Annotated in this window: 16 protein-coding genes; 5 read left to right on the top strand and 11 right to left on the bottom strand. The window is 64.6% G+C overall.

Annotated elements, in window-relative coordinates; all coding sequences use genetic code 11:
- Together Q0D45_RS14775 and Q0D45_RS14770 are read right to left on the bottom strand one after the other, a co-directional pair.
- On the bottom strand, positions 1 to 1,738 hold a 1,738-nt coding region (locus Q0D45_RS14775; RefSeq protein WP_293394226.1), incomplete at its 3' end, for a DUF1302 family protein.
- A gap of 105 nt (positions 1,739 to 1,843) precedes the next feature.
- A complete protein-coding gene (locus Q0D45_RS14770) occupies positions 1,844 to 2,551 on the bottom strand; it encodes a TetR family transcriptional regulator (protein WP_293394223.1) in 708 nt (235 codons plus the stop codon).
- 110 nt (positions 2,552 to 2,661) lie between these two features.
- Here Q0D45_RS14770 and Q0D45_RS14765 point away from each other — a divergent pair, with 110 nt between their 5' ends.
- Entirely contained in the window at positions 2,662 to 3,522 is an 861-nt protein-coding gene (locus tag Q0D45_RS14765) for a class I SAM-dependent methyltransferase (RefSeq protein WP_293394220.1), read from the top strand.
- Positions 3,523 to 3,674: 152 nt separating this feature from the next.
- On the opposite strand, the gene Q0D45_RS14760 is transcribed toward Q0D45_RS14765, so the two are convergent.
- Positions 3,675 to 4,457: a polysaccharide lyase family 7 protein gene (locus Q0D45_RS14760; RefSeq protein ID WP_293394217.1), complete on the bottom strand. Its 783-nt coding sequence runs from the start codon at positions 4,455 to 4,457 to the stop codon at positions 3,675 to 3,677.
- A gap of 473 nt (positions 4,458 to 4,930) precedes the next feature.
- On the opposite strand from Q0D45_RS14760, the gene Q0D45_RS14755 reads away from it, so the two are divergent.
- The 4 genes from Q0D45_RS14755 to Q0D45_RS14740 are packed head-to-tail and all read left to right on the top strand — an operon-like array spanning position 4,931 to position 9,814.
- Complete coding sequence (locus Q0D45_RS14755) at positions 4,931 to 6,736, top strand: long-chain-acyl-CoA synthetase (RefSeq protein ID WP_293394214.1); 1,806 nt, start codon at positions 4,931 to 4,933, stop codon at positions 6,734 to 6,736.
- Positions 6,737 to 6,767: 31 nt separating this feature from the next.
- The gene (locus Q0D45_RS14750) at positions 6,768 to 7,274 is read left to right on the top strand and encodes a hypothetical protein (RefSeq protein WP_293394211.1); all 507 of its coding nucleotides are present in this window, start codon (positions 6,768 to 6,770) and stop codon (positions 7,272 to 7,274) included.
- A 17-nt stretch (positions 7,275 to 7,291) separates the two neighbouring features.
- Positions 7,292 to 8,587, top strand: coding sequence for an acyl-CoA dehydrogenase family protein (locus Q0D45_RS14745; RefSeq protein WP_366946461.1), 1,296 nt, complete (start codon positions 7,292 to 7,294; stop codon positions 8,585 to 8,587).
- A gap of 15 nt (positions 8,588 to 8,602) precedes the next feature.
- Positions 8,603 to 9,814: an acyl-CoA dehydrogenase family protein gene (locus Q0D45_RS14740; protein ID WP_293394206.1), complete on the top strand. Its 1,212-nt coding sequence runs from the start codon at positions 8,603 to 8,605 to the stop codon at positions 9,812 to 9,814.
- A 45-nt stretch (positions 9,815 to 9,859) separates the two neighbouring features.
- Here Q0D45_RS14740 and Q0D45_RS14735 read toward each other — a convergent pair whose 3' ends face one another.
- The 8 genes from Q0D45_RS14735 to Q0D45_RS14700 all read right to left on the bottom strand — a co-directional run.
- A complete protein-coding gene (locus Q0D45_RS14735; RefSeq protein ID WP_293394203.1) occupies positions 9,860 to 11,893 on the bottom strand; it encodes an NADPH-dependent 2,4-dienoyl-CoA reductase in 2,034 nt (677 codons plus the stop codon).
- 85 nt (positions 11,894 to 11,978) lie between these two features.
- On the bottom strand, positions 11,979 to 13,664 hold the full coding sequence (locus tag Q0D45_RS14730; RefSeq protein ID WP_293394200.1) for a hypothetical protein: 1,686 nt from the start codon (positions 13,662 to 13,664) through the stop codon (positions 11,979 to 11,981).
- Complete coding sequence (locus Q0D45_RS14725) at positions 13,661 to 15,760, bottom strand: hypothetical protein (RefSeq protein WP_293394197.1); 2,100 nt, start codon at positions 15,758 to 15,760, stop codon at positions 13,661 to 13,663. Before Q0D45_RS14725 ends, Q0D45_RS14730 begins: the two co-directional genes overlap by 4 nt.
- The gene (locus tag Q0D45_RS14720; RefSeq protein WP_293394194.1) at positions 15,757 to 16,896 is read right to left on the bottom strand and encodes a BatA domain-containing protein; all 1,140 of its coding nucleotides are present in this window, start codon (positions 16,894 to 16,896) and stop codon (positions 15,757 to 15,759) included. Before Q0D45_RS14720 ends, Q0D45_RS14725 begins: the two co-directional genes overlap by 4 nt.
- Entirely contained in the window at positions 16,893 to 17,780 is an 888-nt protein-coding gene (locus Q0D45_RS14715) for a DUF58 domain-containing protein (protein ID WP_293394191.1), read from the bottom strand. The genes Q0D45_RS14720 and Q0D45_RS14715 overlap by 4 nt, the downstream gene beginning before the upstream one ends.
- A gap of 24 nt (positions 17,781 to 17,804) precedes the next feature.
- Positions 17,805 to 18,815, bottom strand: coding sequence for a MoxR family ATPase (locus Q0D45_RS14710; RefSeq protein WP_293394188.1), 1,011 nt, complete (start codon positions 18,813 to 18,815; stop codon positions 17,805 to 17,807).
- Positions 18,816 to 18,843: 28 nt separating this feature from the next.
- Entirely contained in the window at positions 18,844 to 19,473 is a 630-nt protein-coding gene (locus Q0D45_RS14705) for a DUF4159 domain-containing protein (protein WP_293394184.1), read from the bottom strand.
- A gap of 7 nt (positions 19,474 to 19,480) precedes the next feature.
- The coding region (locus Q0D45_RS14700; RefSeq protein WP_293394180.1) for a metallopeptidase TldD-related protein at positions 19,481 to 19,768 on the bottom strand (288 nt) is incomplete at its 5' end.

Raw genomic sequence — 19,768 nt, 5'->3', positions numbered from 1 at the left:
GAGTGACGCCCAGTTCGGTGAGGATGATCACCTGATCGGCACCGAAAGGATTTTCCGACGCGCCGATGGCACGGATGCCGGTGATGTCGAGCTGATCGACGACGAAACGCTCATAGCCGTTGATGCGCTGGTTCGGCTGGATCTCGATGCCGCGGTAACGCGACAGGAAATCCGGCACCGCGCTGCGCGATGCCGGCAGGGTGACGTTCTGCGCGAATGCCGGCACCAGCACCGGCAGGCCGTTCAGCAAGGCCGTGAGCTGATTGAGCAGTTCCTGAGGATTCGAGGTTCCCAGATCACCGATCGAACCCCGCAGCGACGCGATCGTCTGCTGGATGAAGTCCTGCGAAAGCCCCAGCGTGATGTCCTGACGCGGCAGTGACGGCTGCAGGCCGGCAAAGAACACATCGCTCGCCGCGACCTGCAACGGCATGTTCGGACGGATCGAATACTCACCGGCCAGCGACCATTTGCCGATATTGGTGTTGAAGCTCATGCCGAACACCTGGATGTTCTCCGGGAACGCGAAGAACACTTTTTCGGTATCGAGCGGTGCCGGCTCCAGACCGGTTTGCGGGTTCAGGCCGACAAAGCCCTTGCAGGCAGTGAATGCTTCGACGAAGCCGGCGGCATTGCGGGCGCAGGATTCATCGGTGGCGATGACACTGAAGTACGGCAGACGGCTGTGATAGTTCAGTCCGTAGAATCCGAGTTCGGTACCGCCGTTGAAATCAGGCAGGTACCAGGTGAGCTTGGCGCCGACCTGGCCCTGATTGTTCGGCTGCGCAAACTTCAGTGGCAGCACATCCGCCGTGAACGAGGAGTTGGAGATGGCGTTGATCGGGAACGGAATGCGCTGCTGACGGCTCGGATCCTCGTGGAACTGGCCGACGCTGATCAGGAAGTCCGAGCGCTTGTAGAAATCGATGTTCGAGTTGAACGCTCCCGCCGGATCTGGGTTCACCGGGCGCCAGGCGAGCTGGTAAATGAAATCCAGCGACATGCCTTCCGCGAGCTGGGTGTTCAGGGTGATCAGCGGCACCGAACGAAACACTTCGTTGATCGGCGTGCCCGGCTGATGCAGCAGGCGCGCATCCGGCGGCTGCAACTCGTTGATCGAGTTCAGCACCACGAAGGTCGATTCGCCCCAGCGAATGTGCTGATAGCCGATGGTCGCGTTGAAATCGTGATCGAACAGGTTGAAGGATTTGCCGATGAAGGCGTCCTTGATCTGGAAATCCTGTGCCAGCGGAGCGCCGAGCCGATGAGGACGGCCGGTTTTCGACGGCTGGAACGTGGTGTCGGTATGGGTTTCGTTGAACCGGTAGTTGACCGGATCATAGAAGGCCATGACGCCGACCTTGAAGGTGTAATCACCGTAGTTGCCGGCCAGATCGGTCGACAACTTGGTGACCGCAGCGACCGGGTTCCACTGACGGTAATTGAGATCACCGTCATCCTTGTTGGCGCCGAGGAAGGCGCCGGGCGCATCGACCAGACGTTGATTCGGCCCCGGATCGCCGGCGAACGACAGACAGCCGTCCGGGCACAGATTCGGATCGAGATTGAGCTTGCCGATGAGTCGAGAGTCGGCCTTCTCGGTACGGAACGCGCTGCCCACCGACAGCGTGCTCTTCCAGGAGCCCGTGAACTCCCCGTACTCGAAATCGAGCGCCCGCGACGGCGCATGGAACGCCAGTACAGCCAGTGCCGCGCCGCCCATCAGCTTGTGTTTCATCAGCTCTCCTCTCCACTGTCGGCGCCGTATCAGTGCACGGCGTTTATTGTTGCCCGGGTGATGCTCGCGCCTTTTGATGAACGCGAATGTCGCCAGGTAAAGCGATCAGGCGCCGAGCAAGCCTCGGCCAACGAAATGCACATAGTCACGAATCAGGTCGTCGAAACGACCGGTATAAAGCGGAACACCACCCGAAAACGGCGCATGACGCAGCGTGCCGGTCACGGTCAGGCCGTAGATCGTCGAACTGAGCCCCAGCAGCAACTGCAACTGCAGCTTGTCGCGCGGCTTGTCCGGCATCTGCGCCGCCAGACGGGCCTCGATCTGCACCAGAAACGAGGCAACCTGCTTCAGCAACAGCGCCTGGCCGGCGTCACCGCCATCAGCCGCCAGACGGGCGATGAAGCGGATGGCATCGCGCCCGGTTTCATCGGTGTGGAAGACCCGGATCAGCGGAATGACCAGCGCTTCGACCAGATCTTCCTTGCTCAGGCTGCCGCTGCGCTCCCGCTCGGCAATCATCGCCAGCGAGGCGTCGAAATGTGGCTCGAACAGCTTGTGGACGAAATCGGCAATCGCGGCAATCAAGCCCTGCCGATCATTGAAGTGATAGTGAATGGCCGACTGATTCGCCTGCCCGGCTTTCTGAACGATCTCGCGCAAGGACACCGCGCCGATCGACCGTTCTCCGTAAAGCTTCATCGCACCGCGGATCAGCACTTCACGCGTGCCAGCCGCGCCATCGGGGGCACGCGAACGCGTTGCTTTCAGCTTCGCGGGCTTGTGCTCGGTAGTGGATTTTTTGACGGCCATCAGCATGAGCGACAAACTGGCTCCAGCATTAATGCGGTGCCATTACGATAGACGCATTCCGCTTTCTGCGGCAAGCCCGCCGTGAACATTTTTTGAGGGAGTGTCCTCTCATGCCGGATCCGAGCCGTTCGACCAACGTCAGCCCCACCGCCCACTACACCGGTTACGTCTGGGCACGCCATGGCTTGGGCCACCCGTCCTTCGCGACGCCGGAAGGGCGGTTGCTGTTCGCCATCAGCCAACCGGCGCTGGCCTTGAGCCGCGCCTTCGGCGGACCGACGCTCGAAGGCCTGCTGCTGGCTCGGCATCGGGTCATCGATCAGCAGCTTCAGGCGGCGATCACTGCCGGCAAGGTGACTCAGATCATCGAGATTGCCGCCGGCCTGTCACCACGCGGCTGGCGCTACGCCAAGCAGTACGGGAGCCGCATCCGCTATATCGAAGCCGACCTGCCTGGCATGGCGGCGCGCAAGCGGACGTTGCTGGCTGCGGTCGGCAGTCACGGTTCGGAACATCACCGGGTCGCCGACATCGATGCCTTCGCCACCACCGGGCCGGCCAGTCTCCCGGGTATCGCGGCGACTTTGGATCCCGACCAGGGCACTGCAATCATCACGGAAGGGCTGATCAACTACTTTCCACTGCCGGCCGTGACCGCGCTGTGGACTCAGATCGCGGCGACCCTGCACGACTTTCCGCAAGGCCTGTATCTGTCCGACCTGCATCTGGCCGCCGAGAATCGCTCGCCGCTGATCCAGGCAGGCGTTCGTTTGCTGTCGGCTTTCGTTCGTGGCCGGGTGCATCTGCATTTTGGCTCAAAGGACGATGCCCTTCAGGCTCTACGGAATACTGGCTTCGACACTGCACTTCTGCACTCGCCCGCCGATTTCGCTACCACCTTTCGCGAATGCCGTGATCCGGCTGCGCGACTGGTGCGTGTTGTCGAAGCGACTGTTACGGTAAATCACTGATCGGACTCTAATAGAATCTACTGCCGATCAAGAATTTCGATCAATCAATCAATTTTCACCGAACCCGCACCGCATCTGATTCTCTGCTTCCATTTACTCCCGGTATGGATTTACAGAACCGGGAGATATGGATTTCATATTAGCTCTTGAAATCAGTGCTGGATGCTGAGGTTGTAGAAAGCAACCTGCGTGGCGTCATCCGCAGCATTGCCGACGTTGGGGGAGGAACTGTACGCACCTGCCTTGAAATAAACCGGAACCTTGTTCCAGGCCGACCCGGTAGTCACATTGAAGGTCTTTCCATTCACCGTGACCGATGCCGACGAACCTATCCACTGAATTCGATAGCTGATCTTGGCACCCAGATTGACGTTGCTGGCAGCAACAACAGTCTTGTAACTAGTGTTCGAAGGCGCCGTGTAATACTTCACTTCGACATTCTTCTTGAAGCCATCGTAGTAGACCAGAATCATCATCGAATCGAGTCCATGGATCTGACCGATGATCACTCGGCCCTTATCGCGAGGAAACTGGTCGACCCGAGCCGTGGCCGTCATCGTACCGCCGACGGCATTGGTCCATTCGGTGCTGCCGGCACCGGTATAGAGTTCACGAAGTTCCGAACGGGTGTGATCGCCACCCGAGCCAGGGCTAGTGGTTGCTCCATTCGACGGTGCGTAAAAAACAACCGCGCCAGTCGTGTCGGTGTAGAAATACTTCGACGAATAGCCCGGATTTCCCGTCAGCACATTGGGCTTGATTTCGACTGATTTTCCGGTCGTTCCGCCGCTGCTGTTGACCGGCAAGGTCAGCTTGAACTTGGAGAGATCGATCATCAGCTTCGGAGCCGTGGACGTGGCCGTTGCGGCACCGACCGTCGACGAGAAGAGGAGAGCAATGGCAGCGAGGGGAAGGCTCAGAGAGTGGCTTTTCATGTTCGGGCTCGTCGGTGCAGGGGTTGGGAATGCGACTGGAGTGAGCGAACATTAATAGGTAAAAAAAACGACTAGCTATCTATAACGATCAACGGTTTGTTCTTGAAGAACAGCGGTTTTGGCTTGGGAATTGCACCCCCGAAAACTCGCGTAAGGCTTTGGAAAGGCGCCAGAAATGCGTCGCGGAAATGGCGTCCGAGCAAAGTTTTCTGGAACCCCGGAATTCGCTGCTGACGTGCGGCGCTGGAACTTTGTGAACAGTTGTTCCATTATTCGCCGCACTTTGCTGAACCCAGCGACGAGGAGCCCATCGCGATGACCCACAAGACCCGTCCGACAGGTCGTGTCAGTCCCCTGATCGAACGCCGTGATCGGCTTTCTGTGTGGGCGACTGTCCGCCGGCTGCGCCAGACTGCCCCGCCTCGATTGAATCGCAGCCAAGTCCAGCGCCCGGCATCACAGGCGCAAGCGGCGTGAGCGCAACGCGTTCCGGCGACCCAATCCGGCTAGGCGATCTGCTCAAAGGCGTGATCGCCACGCTGCCCGAGGTACTGACCGTACAGCGCGGGTTGTGGAATCTGGCGCTCTGCAAGCCAACGTCGATCGGTTCGATCGGCCTGCAGTTGCAGAAGCTGGCAGACGCGACGCCTCACGCCACGGCGCTGAAGTTCGACGATCGGCGCTGGACCTATGCCGAATTCAACGCCTGGGCCAACCGCTGTGCTGCAGCCTGTCGCGCCGCCGGCGTGAAGCGCGGCCAGGTGGTCGCGATCATCAGCAGCAACCGGCCGGAGACGCTGGCGGCGATCGCGGGCGTGGTCAAACTCGGTGCCGTTGCCGCGATGCTCAACCACAACCAGCGCGGCAAGGTGCTCGCTCACTCCTTGCAGTTGAGCACGCCCCGCTTGCTGATTGCTGGCGAAGAATGCGCCGAGGCCATTGCTTCGCTCGACGGCGAACAGGCACTCGATGCCGGCTGCGTGAAATGCTGGGATGGCGCTGAAACACCCACGGGCTGGCTCGACTGGTCAGCCGAATGCGACCGCCAGCCGTCCGGCAATCCGCCGGAAACCGCGACCATCCAGCTCAAGGAACCCGCGTTCCACATCTTCACCTCGGGCACCACCGGCCTGCCCAAGGCTTCGGTGATGAGCCATTACCGCTGGCAGCGCGGCATGGCCGGGCTTGGCCAGATGACCCTGCGGCTGCATGGCAGCGACACCCTGTACTGCGCGCTGCCGCTCTATCACAACAATGCGTTGACGGTCTGCTGGGGCGCGGTGCTGGCCGATGGCGCTGCCCTCGCCCTGTCTCGCAAGTTCTCGGCCTCGAAGTTCTGGGACGAGGTCCGCAGCCATGAGGCGACCGCGTTCTGCTACATCGGCGAACTCTGCCGCTATCTGCTGAACCAGCCGCCGAGCCCGAAGGATCGTCAGCATCAGGTGCGGCTGATGGTCGGCAATGGCCTCAGGCCGGAAATCTGGGACGAGTTCCAGAACCGCTTCGGCATCGAGCGGATCGCCGAGTTCTACGGCGCCAGCGAATCGAATCTGGCTTTCGTCAACGGCTTCAACCTGAGCAAGACCGCCGGCTTCTGTCCGCTCAGCTATGCGATCGTCGAGTTCGATACCGACGCTGAAACCGCCGTTCGCAACGCCAAGGGCCGGCTGATCAAAGTCGCCAGGGGCGGCGTCGGTCTGCTGATCTCCGAAGTCAGCGAGCGCGCCCCGTTCGACGGCTATACCGACAAGCGCGCCAACGAAGCCAAGCTGCTGCGCGACGTGTTCAAGAAGGGCGATTGCTGGTTCAACACCGGCGATCTGGTCCGCGACCAGGGCCTGCGCCATATCCAGTTCGTCGACCGCGTTGGCGACACCTTCCGCTGGAAAGGCGAGAACGTCGCGACCACCGAAGTGGAAGCCGCGCTGAACCAGATCGACGGCATCGACCAGGCCGTCGTCTACGGCGTCGAGGTGCCGGGCACCGATGGCCGCGCCGGCATGGCGTCCCTGAGTTGTGCCACAAAGCGTTTCGATGGCAAGCGCATTGCCACCGCACTGCGTGCCGCACTGCCCGCCTACGCCGTGCCGCTGTTCATCCGGCTGCGCAAGGAACAGGAAGTCACCGCCACGTTCAAGTACCGCAAGGTCGATCTGAAGCGCGAAGGCTTCGATCTCGAACAGGTCAGCGAACCGCTCTATGTGCTCGACGGCGACAGCTATCGGAAGCTGACAGCCGAGACATACACGAAGCTCCAGTCCGGCAGCTTCCGGCCGTGACAACCCCATTCTCCACAGCGCCACGCGACAGATGAACATCAAGCTCGACATCGAACGCCGTCTGCTGTTGCCGATCGACCATGCCCGCGCCCTGAAGCTGCTCGACGATCTCGAAGGCACCATCGGCCGCTTCCCGAACCTGAAGAAGCTGACCCGCCTCGCTGACGACAGCTATCTCTGGGAAATGCGGACCATGGGCGTGCGCATCGCCAAGATCGCCCATGACCTCAGCTACGCCGCACGCTACGAGCTCGATCGCGATGCTGGTGCGATCCGCTGGCAGCCGCTGCCCGACCACGGCAACGCCCGCATCGGCGGCGAGATTCGTCTCGCCGAAAAGGGCATGCAGACCGAAATGCTGTTCAAGGTCGAGGGCGTCATGCACGACGTGCCCGTACCGCTGCTGTATCGGCCGCTGGCCGGCCCGTTCATCGTCAACAAGATGACGACGCTGATCGAGCGCTTCCTCACCCGTACCGGCGAAGCGCTGACCATAACCCTTCCCGTCAAAACGTTCCCCAAGAAGAAAACCTCATGAGTACTGCTGATGCCCTGATGGGCCGTGGTCTGCGCATCCTCAACCGCGTGTCCGCCTCGCCATTGATCGATCGTTTCGGCCTGCGCAAGCCGGCCGAACGCCTGCTGTTCCTGAGCTCGAAGAACGCGTTTCGCGCCGCCGAAAAGGTCGGCCGCCAGTTCACCGCCGTGCAGAAACTGGCCAAGCCGGCCAGGCTGCCGAAGGCGTCGGGCCGGGCCTTATTCGATCTCACCCCGAGCGACGAGCAGCAGATGTTGCGCGACGCCGTGCTGGCCTTCGCCAACGAACAGCTGCGGCCAGCCGCCGTCGCTGCCGATACCGCCTGCAGCACGCCAGCGGCCTTGCTGATCCAGGCGGCCGAACTCGGCGTGGCACTGATGGGCATTCCCGAAGAACTCGGCGGTGCCGGTGCCGAGCGCTCGGCCGTCACCAACGTGCTGGTCCACGAAGCGATGGCCCAGGGCGATCTCGGCCTGGCCGTGGCCTGCCTGGCGCCGAGTGCGGTATCGACCGCGCTGGTGCTTTGGGGCGACGAGAATCAGCAGGCCAAGTATCTACCGGCGTTCACCGGCGAATCGCTGCCGCCGGCGGCGCTGGCGATCCAGGAACCGCGTGCGCTGTTCAATCCGTTCGAACTGCAGTCCACCGCCAAGAAGAAAGCCGGCGGTTACGTATTGAACGGCGTCAAGGCGCTGGTGCCGCTGGCGGCAACGGCCGAGCTGTTCATCATCGCGGCCCAGCTTGAAGGCGCGGGCCCGGCGCTGTTCATCGTCGAAGCCACGGCTGCCGGCTTGAACATCGACGCCGAACCGGCGATGGGGCTGCGGGCTGCCGCAACCGGTACGGTCACGCTGAAGAACGTCGAACTGCCGGGCGATGCCCTGCTGGCCGATGGCGCGGCAGAGGTCTATGCCGAGTGTATTTCCTTGAGCCGCATCGCCTGGTGCGCGCTCGCCGTCGGCTGCGGCCAGGCCGCGCTTGACTACCTGATTCCCTACGTCAACGAGCGTGTCGCCTTCGGCGAGCCGATCAGCCATCGCCAGTCGGTGGCCTTCAACATCGCCAACATCGGCATCGAGCTGGAAGGCATGCGCCTCGCCACCTTGCGTGCCGCCTCACGCGCCGAGCAGGGCCTGGACTTCGCTCGCGAAACCGCGATCGCCCGCAAGCTCTGCGCCGACAAGGGCGTAGTGATCGGCTCCGACGCCGTGCAGCTGCTCGGCGGCCACGGTTTCATCAAGGAACACCCGGCTGAACGCTGGTACCGCGATCTGCGCGCGGTCGGCGTGATGGAAGGCGTCGTTCTCGTTTAACGGATACGAACATCCATGATCAATCTCGAATCTCCCAAGAAGTTTTCCGCGCTGACGATGCAGGCGCACCAGGTCGCGAAGGAAATCTTCCGGCCGATCTCGCGCAAGTACGATCTTGCCGAGCACGCTTATCCGAAAGAGCTGGACATGCTCGCTTCGCTACTCGACGGCATGACCGCCGGCGGTGGCGCGGCCGGTGCTGGCGCCGCGGGCGTCGGCCGCGGCATCCGTGAAGACAGCGACGAGAACCGCAACGGTTCGAATCTGTCGTCGCTGGTCGGCGTCATGGAACTGTGCTGGGGCGATGTCGGCCTGCTGCTGTCGATGCCGCGTCAGGGCCTAGGCAATTCGGCGATCGCCTCGGTGGCCAACGAGGAACAGCTGGAGCGCTTCAAGGGCCGCTGGGCCGCGATGGCGATCACCGAGCCGGGCTGTGGTTCGGACTCCGCGGCGATCCGCACCACCGCGGTCAAGGACGGTGACGACTACATCCTCAACGGCGAAAAGATCTATGTCACCGCCGGCGATCGCGCCGAACTGGTCGTGGTCTGGGCAACACTCGACAAGAACATCGGCCGCGCCGCGATCAAGAGCTTCGTCGTCGAGAAAGGCACGCCGGGCTTCGAGCTGGTGCGCCTCGAACACAAGCTCGGCATCCGCGCATCGGACACCGCTGCGTTCGTCCTGAAGGATGTCCGCGTGCCGGCGAAGAACCTGCTCGGCGATCCGGAAGTGAACGTCGAGAAGGGCTTTGCCGGCGTCATGCAGACCTTCGACAACACCCGTCCGCTGGTTGCCGGCATGGCCCTGGGCCTGACTCGCGCCGTGCTCGAAGAGACGCGCCGCGTGCTCGAAGCTGCTGGCGTGGTCATCGACTACAGCGCGCCGGTGATCACCCAGAGCGCCGCTGCCGCGCAGTTCATCGGCATGGAAGCAGACTACGAGTCGGCGCGCCTGCTGACCCTGCAGGCTGCGTGGATGGCCGACAACCGCAAGCCGAACTCGCTGCAGGCTTCCATGGCGAAAGCCAAGGCCGGCCGCACCTGCGTCGACGTTGCGCTAAAGGCCATCGAGCTGTGCGGTTCGATCGGCTACAGCGAAACTTCCTTGCTGGAGAAGTGGGCCCGCGACGCGAAGATTCTGGACATCTTCGAAGGCACGCAGCAGATTCAGCAGCTGATCGTGGCCCGTCGCCTGCTCGGCAAGTCCTCGGCCGAACTGCGCTAGCGCTTCAGACGTCCTCCTCCGCACTGGCTGAGGAGGACGCTCGCCTCAAAGCCGCGCCGCCAGCCGCGAGCCCTGATCGATCGCCCGCTTGGCATCGAGTTCGGAGGCGACATCGGCACCGCCGATGCGATGCACTGCGACACCCGCGGCCTTCAGCGGCGCTTCCAGTTCCCGCAGCGGCTCCTGACCGGTGCACAGCACGATGGTGTCGGCTGCAACCAGCATCGGCCGCTCGCGCTTTTCACCGAAGCTGACGTGCAGGCCCTTGGCATCGATGCCGTCGTAATTGACGCCGGACAGCATCTCCACCTGTTTCATCTTCAGCGCCGAGCGATGAATCCAGCCAGTGGTCTTGCCGAGGCCGGCACCGGCCTTGCCGGTCTTCCGCTGCAGCAAGGTCACCTGCCGTGCAGGTGCTGAAATCTCCGGTCGCTTCAAGCCACCGCGAGTCGACGAAGGATCGCCAACGCCCCATTCGGCACGCCAGGTCTTCAGGTCCAGGGTCGGCGAATGGCCTTCGTGGACGAGGTATTCGGCGATATCGAAACCGATGCCGCCGGCACCGATCACCGCGACTCGCTGGCCCACCGGCTTGTTGCCGGCCAGCACATCGACATAGCTCAGCACGTTCGGGCCATCCTGACCGAGGATCTTCGGATCGCGCGGCAGCACGCCGGTGGCGATCACCACCTCGTCGAACTTCTCCGCCAGCAGCTGCTCGACATCGACCCGCGTGTTCAGATGCAGGCGCACGCCGTGGCGTTCGATCTGGCTGCCGAAGTAGCGCAGGGTTTCGAAGAACTCTTCCTTGCCCGGAATGCGCTTGGCCATGTTGAACTGGCCGCCGATCTCGCTCGCGGAATCGAACAGTTCGACCTGGTGGCCGCGGCTGGCAAGGGTCGTCGCGCAGGCCAGGCCCGCCGGCCCGGCACCGACCACGGCGATGCGCTTCGGCGTCGCGGCGCGGTCATAGCGCAGCTCGGTTTCATGGCAAGCGCGCGGGTTGACCAGGCAGGAGGCCACCTTGTTCTGGAACGCGTGATCGAGGCAGGCCTGATTGCAGGCGATGCAGGTGTTGATCTCGTGCGCCAGGCCGCGCGCGGCCTTGTTGACGAAATCCGGATCGGCGAGCAGCGGTCGCGCCATCGACACCATGTCGGCACAACCATCGGCCAGCACTTGCTCGGCGACTTCCGGCGTGTTGATGCGATTGGTCGCGACCAATGGAATGCCGACCTCGCCCTTCATCTTTTTGGTCACCCAGGCGAAGGCCGCACGCGGCACGCTGGTGGCGATCGTCGGCACTCGCGCTTCATGCCAGCCGATGCCAGTGTTGATGATCGTCGCACCCGCTTGCTCGATCGCTTTCGCGAGCTGCACGGTTTCATCCCAGGTCGAGCCGTCCGGAATCAGATCGAGCATCGACAGGCGATAGATGATGATGAAATCGCGGCCCACTGCTGCACGCGTACGTTCCATGATCTCGATCGGCAGGCGCATGCGGTTCGAGTAATCACCGCCCCAGGCGTCCTTGCGCTTGTTGGTGTGAGCGCTGAGGAACTGGTTGATGAAATAGCCTTCCGAGCCCATCACTTCGACGCCGTCATAGCCGGCTTCACGAGCCAGCGACGCACAACGCACGAAAGCCTTGATCTGGCTCTCGACACCACGTGCCGACAACTCACGCGGCTTGAACGGGGAGATCGGCGACTTGATCGCGCTCGGCCCCACCGCGAACGGGTGATAGCCATAGCGGCCGGTATGCAGGATCTGCATCGCGATCTTGCCGCCCTCGGCATGCACGGCATCGGTGACGATGCGATGGCGCTGCGCCGCCGAGTGCGTCGCCAGGGTGCCGGCCAGCGGCTTGGCCCAGCCGACGATGTTCGGCGCGACACCGCCGGTGACGATCAGGCCGACGCCACCGCGCGCGCGCTCGGCGAAGTACGCGGCGAGCCTCGGCGTGTGCTTCTTCGCGTCTTCCAGGCCGGTGTGCATCGAACCCATCAGCACCCGATTCTTCAGCGTGGTGAAGCCAAGATCGAGCGGAGCCAGCAGGTGCGGATAAGCGTTGGTCATGACTTTACGATCGTAGGGACAAAGACGATCGACACTGTAGGAAAAATCAGTGCGCAGCGTAGGTAATCAGGCTTGTCGCGCGGTCCTACGCTCGGCGCTCGCGCCACCACAGCAGGCTGACGACGATCAGCCAGGCGAGGAACCACGGCCAGCGTGGCAGCGGCACTTTGATACGAACCGGTGCCGCATCCGTCGCCGGTTGCCGCTGCAAACGCAATGTCGCGTCACGATCACGATTCGCACGCAGGCCGCGGGCGTCGTCGGCAGCGCGCACGTACATCGGCCAAGTGTCCGCACCGGTCTGCAGCCGATACCAGCCGGATTCGCCCGGCCAGGCGGCGGCGCAGCCGTCGGCCCGAACGCTCAATGGCAGCGTCTGGCCATCGGGCGACAGCAGGCTCGCCGCCGCACCAAGGCCGCAAAGCGTCGCGCGCTCATCGACCCAGGTCTCGCTCGGCGTTTGCGGCCCGGCCGAGGGCGGTGGCAGCGGCCGACCGAGTTGCGCCAGCGTGTCGCCCCACAGCGCGGCGTAGCGCGCAGCGTCTCCAGCCAGCACCAGCCGGTAGCTGTCGAGCAGCCGCCAGATCGCGATCCTGCCGGCGCCCTGCGCATGCCAGGCAGCGAGCAGCGCGCCATCGTCGGCACGCAGCAGCGGCGTGAGGTTGGCCGCTTCGTTGATCGTGACCGGTGCGGCGGTGAAGTCAGCGCGCTCGCGCATCGCCAACCGATGATCGAGCGTCAGCGATGCAGGCGCATCGAGCGGCGTGGTCGCGAAACCGAGCGTGGCCCATTCAGCGCCGACGGCCGCATCGAGCGACCCGCTGGCCTTGAGGATCAGCCCGAGCCCGCGCTCCACCGCCGCGAGCAATGCCGCCTTTTCGTCGGCACCGAGCTGCAGCCAGGCGCGATCATCGATCACCAGCAGATCGCTGGCCGCCAGCGCTTCCGGTGTCAGCGATGCATCGTCGGCGGACAGTTGCACACCTGCACTCAGGCCGGCGCGATAAGCCACGGTCAGGCCAGCGTCCTGCGCCCAGCGCCGCCAGTACTTGGCATCGGCGTCCGGCGTGCCGGCGCGATAACGCAGGGACAAGCGCTCGCCTGCGGTGACGATCAGCGGCACCGCAGCCTTGTCGATCAGCAGGTCGGCCGCATCGAAAGCGCGCAGCTCGAACTGCACTGCGCCCGCCGCGCGGGCGATGGTCGACAGGCGGAAGCCGCCCTCGCCGTCCAGCGTCGCGACATCCACTTGCGCGCCGGAAGGATCATGCAACGCCACCCGCCAGCCCGGCTTCGCGACTCGTCCGCCGATGACGATCTGGGTGCCGAGCTTCGCGGTCGACGGCGCATCGAGCGCGACGATGCCGAACTCAGGCGCCGCATCGAAGCGCAGCCCACGCTTGCCGCTAGCCGCCTGATCGCGGGGCGGCAAGCCGTTGCCGATGATTCGTAACGCAGTCGCTTGCGGATGCTGACGCAGCGCAGTTGCCAGATCGGGCACTGCGTCTGCACGCAGCGGCACATCGGCGCCCGGCAGCGCAGCCAGTGGCGCGAACCACGGTAGTGCCCGTCTTTGTTCGGCACTCGTTCCCGGCGTCAGCACGGTCAAGGTCGAGCCATCGATCGGGATCGATGGCGGCAGCACCGTCATCGCGAGAAACAATGCGGCAAACGGCTGCAGCCAGAACGCCGGATCGCGCCAGCCTTTGCCACGCGCGCGCCACAAGCCCAAGGCCATCGCAGTGACGATCAGCAGCAGTGCAGCGCTCATCGTGGCGCTCCGCCCAAGCCATTGAGCCCATCGAGCCAGACCTGTCCGGCCGCGTCCGGCAAACGACGCGCATCGACTGCCGCCGGCGGCGCTGGCAGCAATGGCCACAGCCGCGCAGCCAGCGCACGACGGCAGGACGCGCAATCCGGTTGCCGCTGCAGGCTGTCGGCATCGGCAAGCAAGCCCAGCGGATCCGGAGTCTCCGGATGCGCCTTAACCCAGGCCAGCAGCGGCGCGAGATCGACGCGCGCCGAGCCATTCAGCTGACCCAGCAGCGCCGGCAGCGGCGAGCCGTCATCGCTGCGCGGATCGAGCATGCGGCTGCGATCGACCAAGCCTTCACGCTCGCCGCTCAGGCGCCGCGTGGCATCGAATGGCGGCAACTCCAGGCCGCTGCGCGCGAGGTAGATACGCTCGGCCTGCTGCAGCTGCTTGATCAGCGCCAGCGCCTTGTACTCGTAAGGCAGCGCTTCACCGGGCTGGGCCTGACGCAGCTGCAGCTCGGCCTGCCACATCTCGTTCAGCGCCTCGCGCAGCAGGCGCTTGGTCTCCGGGTCCATCAGGGTCGCGGCTTCGGATTCGTTGTGCTCGTGGCCGAACTCGGCGAGCACGTCTTCGGCCCGGCCGAGGCCGTCCGGCGCAGCCTTCTCTTGCTGATGTTCGTCGTCGTGCGGCGCGCCGTTCTCAAACTCCTCGCCGAGGAATTCGCCATAGCGCAGGCGCAGGATTTTCTGGTCGACGCCGAGCGCATCGGCATCGCGGGCATAGCGCTGCGGGCTCAAGCTCGCGTGCTGGGCGAGCAGCGCTTCGCTATCGATGATGATCTGCCGCTGGCTACGGAAATAGGCGGGTGCCACTTTCTGCACCAGGCCTTCCATGCCCTCGCTGAGACTGCCGCCATCAGCCGGCCAGCGCAGGATCAGGCTGGTGCTGACGCTGCTCTGCGCCTCCGGCTCGCGGCGGTCGGCGACGGTCAGCCGCACGATCAGATCGTCGCCCTGCGCGTAGCCGAGCTTGGCGAGGTCAAGGCTTTGGCGATAACGACGGCTGCGCCCATCGCCATCACCAGCCAACTTGATGCGCTGCTCGGTGACCTTGAGCTGATCGCCCGCGCCCTGCGCCAGGCTCAAGCTCAGCTCGGCATCGCCAAGGCCGTAATCGTCCTTCGCTTCGAAGTTGAGCAGCCACTCGGCCTGTGCGGCGTGGATCACCGTCAGGGTCTGCGCCGGCTCGCGGACGATGATCTCCGGCGGCTGATCGGCGATCACATCGAGCCGGTAGCCGCGCTCGTCGGCAAGCGCCGCAGCGCCGCGCAATTCGATTCGGTACAGCGTGGCCGAGTCGATCGCGCGCGTGCCGCGCCATGACTCGCCGTCGCGAGCGAGTTCCAGCCGCGTGCCATCGTGGAAGCTCAGCGCAACGCCGTCGGCCTCGCGATCGAGCTTCAGCTGCCATTCGATCTGGCTGCCGGCCGCCAGCTTGGCGTCCAGGGTGTCGGTCTTTCGCGACGGCAGCGTGGTGTAGGCCGGTGGCGTGATCGAGAGGCGGATCGTGGCCAGCTGCGTGCCTTGCCCGCTGGGCTGCTGCGCGGTCGCGGTGCTCACGGCTACCGGCAGCACGGCGCGCAGGCTCGGCAACAGCAGCGCGAACCCGATCAACGCAAGTCCGATCAGCCACAGACCTTGCAGCCGGCGGCGCGGCCACGGCGCGCGCAGATCAGGCGCTGCGCTCACCAGCAGCGCCGACATCCGGTTACGGATGCGCGCTTGCTGCAACACGGCCAGCGGGCTCGCCGGCAATTCCGACTGCAAGGCGAGCGCACTGCTGTCTTCGAAGCTCGGGCAGGCCGCATCCAGCTGGCGCAGCAGCCAGGTCTGGTCATGTCGCCGCGCATGGCGGATCGCGAAGGCGATCAATGCAAGCGTTGCCGCAATCAGTAATGCAGTGGCTGGCAGCCAACCGGCTAGCGACAAGCTCAGCACTGCGAGACCTGCAGCGAGCGGCAACACGGCCGCAACGTCGATCAGCACCGCCCGCGTGCTCGCGGCGCGGCGCAAGCGTGACAGGCGCTGGATCAATGCCGGATCGATGTTCACGTGGCCTCGCTCCGTCGCCGTGTCGCCAGCAGACGTTCGATCAGCCACAGCAGGGCAATCGCCAGCGCGAACCAAGGCGTCAACGGCCTTGCCGGGCCTGCGGAATCCACTGCAGCGCGTAGCGGCGCAACGCTGACGGCAGGCGCGCGATCCCGCGGCGGCACTGCAGGGCGAAGCAGCTTCAGCAAAGCCGCCGGCAGTTGCGGGTCGAGCAGCGCCGGCCAGGCGACCGGGTCCAGCGGGCCGGCAAGCGCGTAGATCCGTGCCGCTTGCCGACGCAGCAGCGGCTGGCCATCGGCATCGCGCAGCAGCACCTCGCCAGTCTTCGCGTCCGGATCGCCGAGCAGCAGGTTCAGGCCATTGCTGGCGAGTGCCTGCGTCGCCTCGTCGAGCTCGCTGCCGGAGACGATCAGCAAGCCGCTGTCCTTCGAGATCGGCACGCCCAGCGGCTGCTCATCGACTTCGATCGCGATGCCCGCCGCTTGCCAGGCAGCGGACAGCGCGCGTGCGACGCTGGCGGCCACGGGTTGGTCGGACGCCGTTCGGATCGCGATGCGGAATGGCTGAGCAGCGGGCGCAAGCTCCTGCGACACCGAAACCGCGGGCAGCGAACGCCAGACGACCTCGCGACCAAGGCGCAGACGTTCGCCGTCGAGGCCGGCGAGTTCAGTCGGCACGACGATGCTCAGCTTCGTCGCTGCTGGCAGTTCGCGATCCAGTTCGCGGATCAGGCTTTGCAGCATCCGAGGGTCAGCGGCCGGCGCGGGATGATCGAGCGATGGAGCGCCGGCGGCGAGCCAATGCCAGTCCGCCAAGGGCGCATCGATAGCGGCGCGTGCCGCGTTGGCGTCGATGCCGGGCGCGACATAGACCGCAGCGGTATCGGCTTTACCGGACGAACGCCACAGCGGCTCGGCCAGCAATGCTGCGAGCAAGGCGATCAGCAGCAGCCGCACCGCGAGCAGCCAGCGATCATCGAGCCGCCACTGCCGGCGCGGCGGCGTGCGCGCAGCCAGCCAGGCCAGCGCTGCGAAAGGAACATCGCGGGCGGCACGGCGGCGGATCAGGTGGATCGCGATCGGAATGGCCAACGCTGCCAGTGCCAGCCACCCGAAAGCTGCGGCAAAGCTGATCACGCGCCGCGGCCTCTGGCAGCGAACAGCTGGTGCAGCGGTGCGTCGGCCGGCTCATCGAGCAGGTACTCGACGCTGGTAACGCCGTGGCGCGCGAGCCGGCGCAGCTGTTCGCGACGTGCGGCGCCGAAGCGATCGAGAAAGCCGCTGCGTGCAGCTTCGGCATCGAGCGTGCGTTCGCGGCCGCTTTCAGGATCGATGAAGCGTTGGCTGCCCTGGAACCCAAACGCGTTTTCTCCGACGGTCAGGACGCGGATCACACGCACATCGCGGCGGGCAGCGGCGAGGCGTTCGCAGGACTCGGCGAGGCTGTCGTCGAAGCCGTCGCTGATCACGATCACCAGGGCATCCGCAGCGATCTGTGCGGACAGCAGCGGCGGTGAGGCTCTTGCGCCATCGCGGCCGTCGGCAACGAGGCCCGCGAGCAGCAACAGCAGGCGATCGCGGTGGCGAGCACCGGGCGCGGCCGGCAGCCCTTGCGTGCTCCGGCCACCGACGGTGATCAGGCCGACGCCGTCGCCCTGCTGCACGGCGCGTTCGGCGATGCAGGCGGCGATGATGCGGGCGGCGTCGATGCGCGCGTAAGCGGGACGCTCTGGATCGGCCTGCGCCATCGACGCCGAGGTGTCGATGACCAGCCAGACGCTCAAGGGACTGTCGCGCGTCGCGTCGCGGACGAAGTAGCGGTCCGACCGGGCGTACAGCTTCCAGTCGATCTGGCGCGGCTCGTCGCCCTGGCCGTAGGCGCGGTACTGCGCGAACTCGAGTCCGGCACCGCGTCCACGCCCGGTGTGCAGGCCCAGGCCCTGACCATTCGGCGTCAGGCGGCTGCTGATGCGCAGACTCTTGAGTCTGGCGCGAACCTCTGGCGGGATCAGGCTGCTCATCGTTCGGTCCGGAGCGATCCGGACCTAAGGCGCTGGCAGGGCTTCCAGCACCGCCGCCACGACCTCATCGGCAGTGCGCGCCTCGGCTTCCGCCGCGAACGACAGCAGCAGGCGATGGCGCAGCACCGGACCGGCGAGCGCGCGTATGTCATCACGAGTCACCGCGTAGCGGCCGTGCAGCAGCGCCCTCGCCTTCGCAGCCAGCGCCAGCGATTGTCCGGCGCGCGGCCCCGCGCCCCAGCGCAGCCATTCGCGGACCTGCGGGACTGCGGTGTCCTGCGGTCTCGTCGCCCGCACCAGCCGGGTGACCCAGCCCAGCAGCTCATCGCTCAGCGGCACATCTCGGGTCAGCTTCTGCAGCGCCAGCACTTCCTCGCCGCTCATCGCCGCAGTGATCGCCTGGCCGACTGCGCCAGTCGTCTGGCTGATGATCGCGCGCTCTTCGGCTTCGGTCGGATAGTCGACGCGGATATGCAGCAGGAAGCGATCGAGCTGCGCTTCCGGCAGCGGATAGGTGCCGGCCTGTTCGAGCGGGTTCTGGGTGGCGAGCACGAAGAACGGTTCGGGCAGAACCCAGGTGGTGCCGGCGTAGGAAACCGTGTGCTCCTGCATCGCTTCGAGGAGTGCCGCCTGGGTCTTCGGCGGCGTGCGGTTCAGCTCGTCGGCGAGCAGCAGGTTGGTGAATACCGGGCCTTTCTGGAACTTGAAGCTGCGATGACCGGTGCCGTGATCCTCTTCGAGAATTTCGGTGCCGAGGATGTCGCTGGGCATCAGATCCGGCGTGAACTGGATGCGTCGGAAATCAAGCTTCAGCGCCTGCGACAGCGAGCGCACCAGCAAGGTCTTGCCGAGACCGGGCACGCCTTCAAGCAAGCAGTGGCCACCCGCGAGCAGACCGACCAGCAGCTGCTCGACCACCGCATCCTGGCCGACGATGACCCGGGCAATGGCCTTGCGGACCTCGGCCAGTGCGGCGAGCTGTTGGGTGATGGTGGCTTCGGTCAACGGGGCGGCGGTATCGGGCATGGTCTGCATCAGTTCTTGAGTGCTTCCAGTGAGGCTTTCACGCAGTCAGCGCATAGATCACGATGTTCACCGCGAACCTGGTGTTGTCCTCGGCATTGAAGCGCTTGTTGCGCCAGTCGTAATCCCATTCGCAGCCGTAATCCTTGTTGCTGTACAGCAGGCCCAGGCGGCCGTTGATCTCGATGCCTTTCAGATAGTCGTGGACCAGATCGTCGCCCCAGCCGTTGAGCTCGATGCTGTTGGCCGGCGGACCGTCGGAGCTGAAGAAACTGGAGTAGACGGCGTGCGTCTTAGGCAGCTTCTTCAGGGACTCGCTGCCGAAGATCGACTCCATTTGCCGTTCGAAGCTTTTCGCGAACAGGCCGTCGATATCGTGATTGCAGTCGTCGGCGAACACGAAGCCGCCGTTGCGAACATAGGCTTCGAAATTCTTCCGCTCGTCCGGCGTGAACTCGACCAGCTTGTTGCCGGCGATGTAGACGAACGGCGCGGTCAGCATCCGTGGATCGGCGAGCGGAATGACCTTCTCTTCCGGGTCCACCCGCAGCGTCGTGTACTGCAGCAAGGTGTCGATGATGTTCGACGGCATCCGCTGATCGACATCCCAGTTGCCGGACTCGTACTGCAGCCTCGTGAACCAGAAATCGTAAACGCCAGCGGATGCCATACCCGAGCTATACCGCGTCGGACAAGGACGTGAAGGTGAACTCGCGAATCTTCATCGGCGGAATCAGCATCACGAACGGTGACTCGTCATCACCGACTCGCTCCGGCTTGCCGAACTCGTCGACGTTGTTGAGCATGATCACCGGCGACTCGTTCCAGCGGAAATTCTTGATCGGATACTTGATCTCGCCGTTCTCGATGTAGAAGGTGCCGTCACGGGTCAGGCCGGTCAGCAGCACCGTCTGCGGGTCCACCGAACGGATGTACCAGGTGCGGGTGACGAGGATGCCTTTCTT

Source organism: Nevskia sp. (assembly GCF_023266035.1).
Taxonomy (GTDB): Bacteria; Pseudomonadota; Gammaproteobacteria; order Nevskiales; family Nevskiaceae; genus Nevskia.
Note: the sequence above shows the minus strand (reverse complement) of the source record. Positions and strands in the feature narration are given on the sequence as shown.

Bases quoted from the DNA above. Each gene is read 5' to 3' on its own strand.
- Q0D45_RS14770 (WP_293394223.1), bottom strand. From the start codon at position 2,551: ATGGCCGTCAAAAAATCCACTACCGAGCACAAGCCCGCGAAGCTGAAA.
- Q0D45_RS14765 (WP_293394220.1), top strand. From the start codon at position 2,662: ATGCCGGATCCGAGCCGTTCGACCAACGTCAGCCCCACCGCCCACTAC.
- Q0D45_RS14760 (WP_293394217.1), bottom strand. From the start codon at position 4,457: ATGAAAAGCCACTCTCTGAGCCTTCCCCTCGCTGCCATTGCTCTCCTC.
- Q0D45_RS14750 (WP_293394211.1), top strand. From the start codon at position 6,768: ATGAACATCAAGCTCGACATCGAACGCCGTCTGCTGTTGCCGATCGAC.
- Q0D45_RS14745 (WP_366946461.1), top strand. From the start codon at position 7,292: ATGGGCCGTGGTCTGCGCATCCTCAACCGCGTGTCCGCCTCGCCATTG.
- Q0D45_RS14740 (WP_293394206.1), top strand. From the start codon at position 8,603: ATGATCAATCTCGAATCTCCCAAGAAGTTTTCCGCGCTGACGATGCAG.
- Q0D45_RS14735 (WP_293394203.1), bottom strand. From the start codon at position 11,893: ATGACCAACGCTTATCCGCACCTGCTGGCTCCGCTCGATCTTGGCTTC.
- Q0D45_RS14730 (WP_293394200.1), bottom strand. From the start codon at position 13,664: ATGAGCGCTGCACTGCTGCTGATCGTCACTGCGATGGCCTTGGGCTTG.
- Q0D45_RS14715 (WP_293394191.1), bottom strand. From the start codon at position 17,780: ATGAGCAGCCTGATCCCGCCAGAGGTTCGCGCCAGACTCAAGAGTCTG.
- Q0D45_RS14710 (WP_293394188.1), bottom strand. From the start codon at position 18,815: ATGCAGACCATGCCCGATACCGCCGCCCCGTTGACCGAAGCCACCATC.
- Q0D45_RS14705 (WP_293394184.1), bottom strand. From the start codon at position 19,473: ATGGCATCCGCTGGCGTTTACGATTTCTGGTTCACGAGGCTGCAGTAC.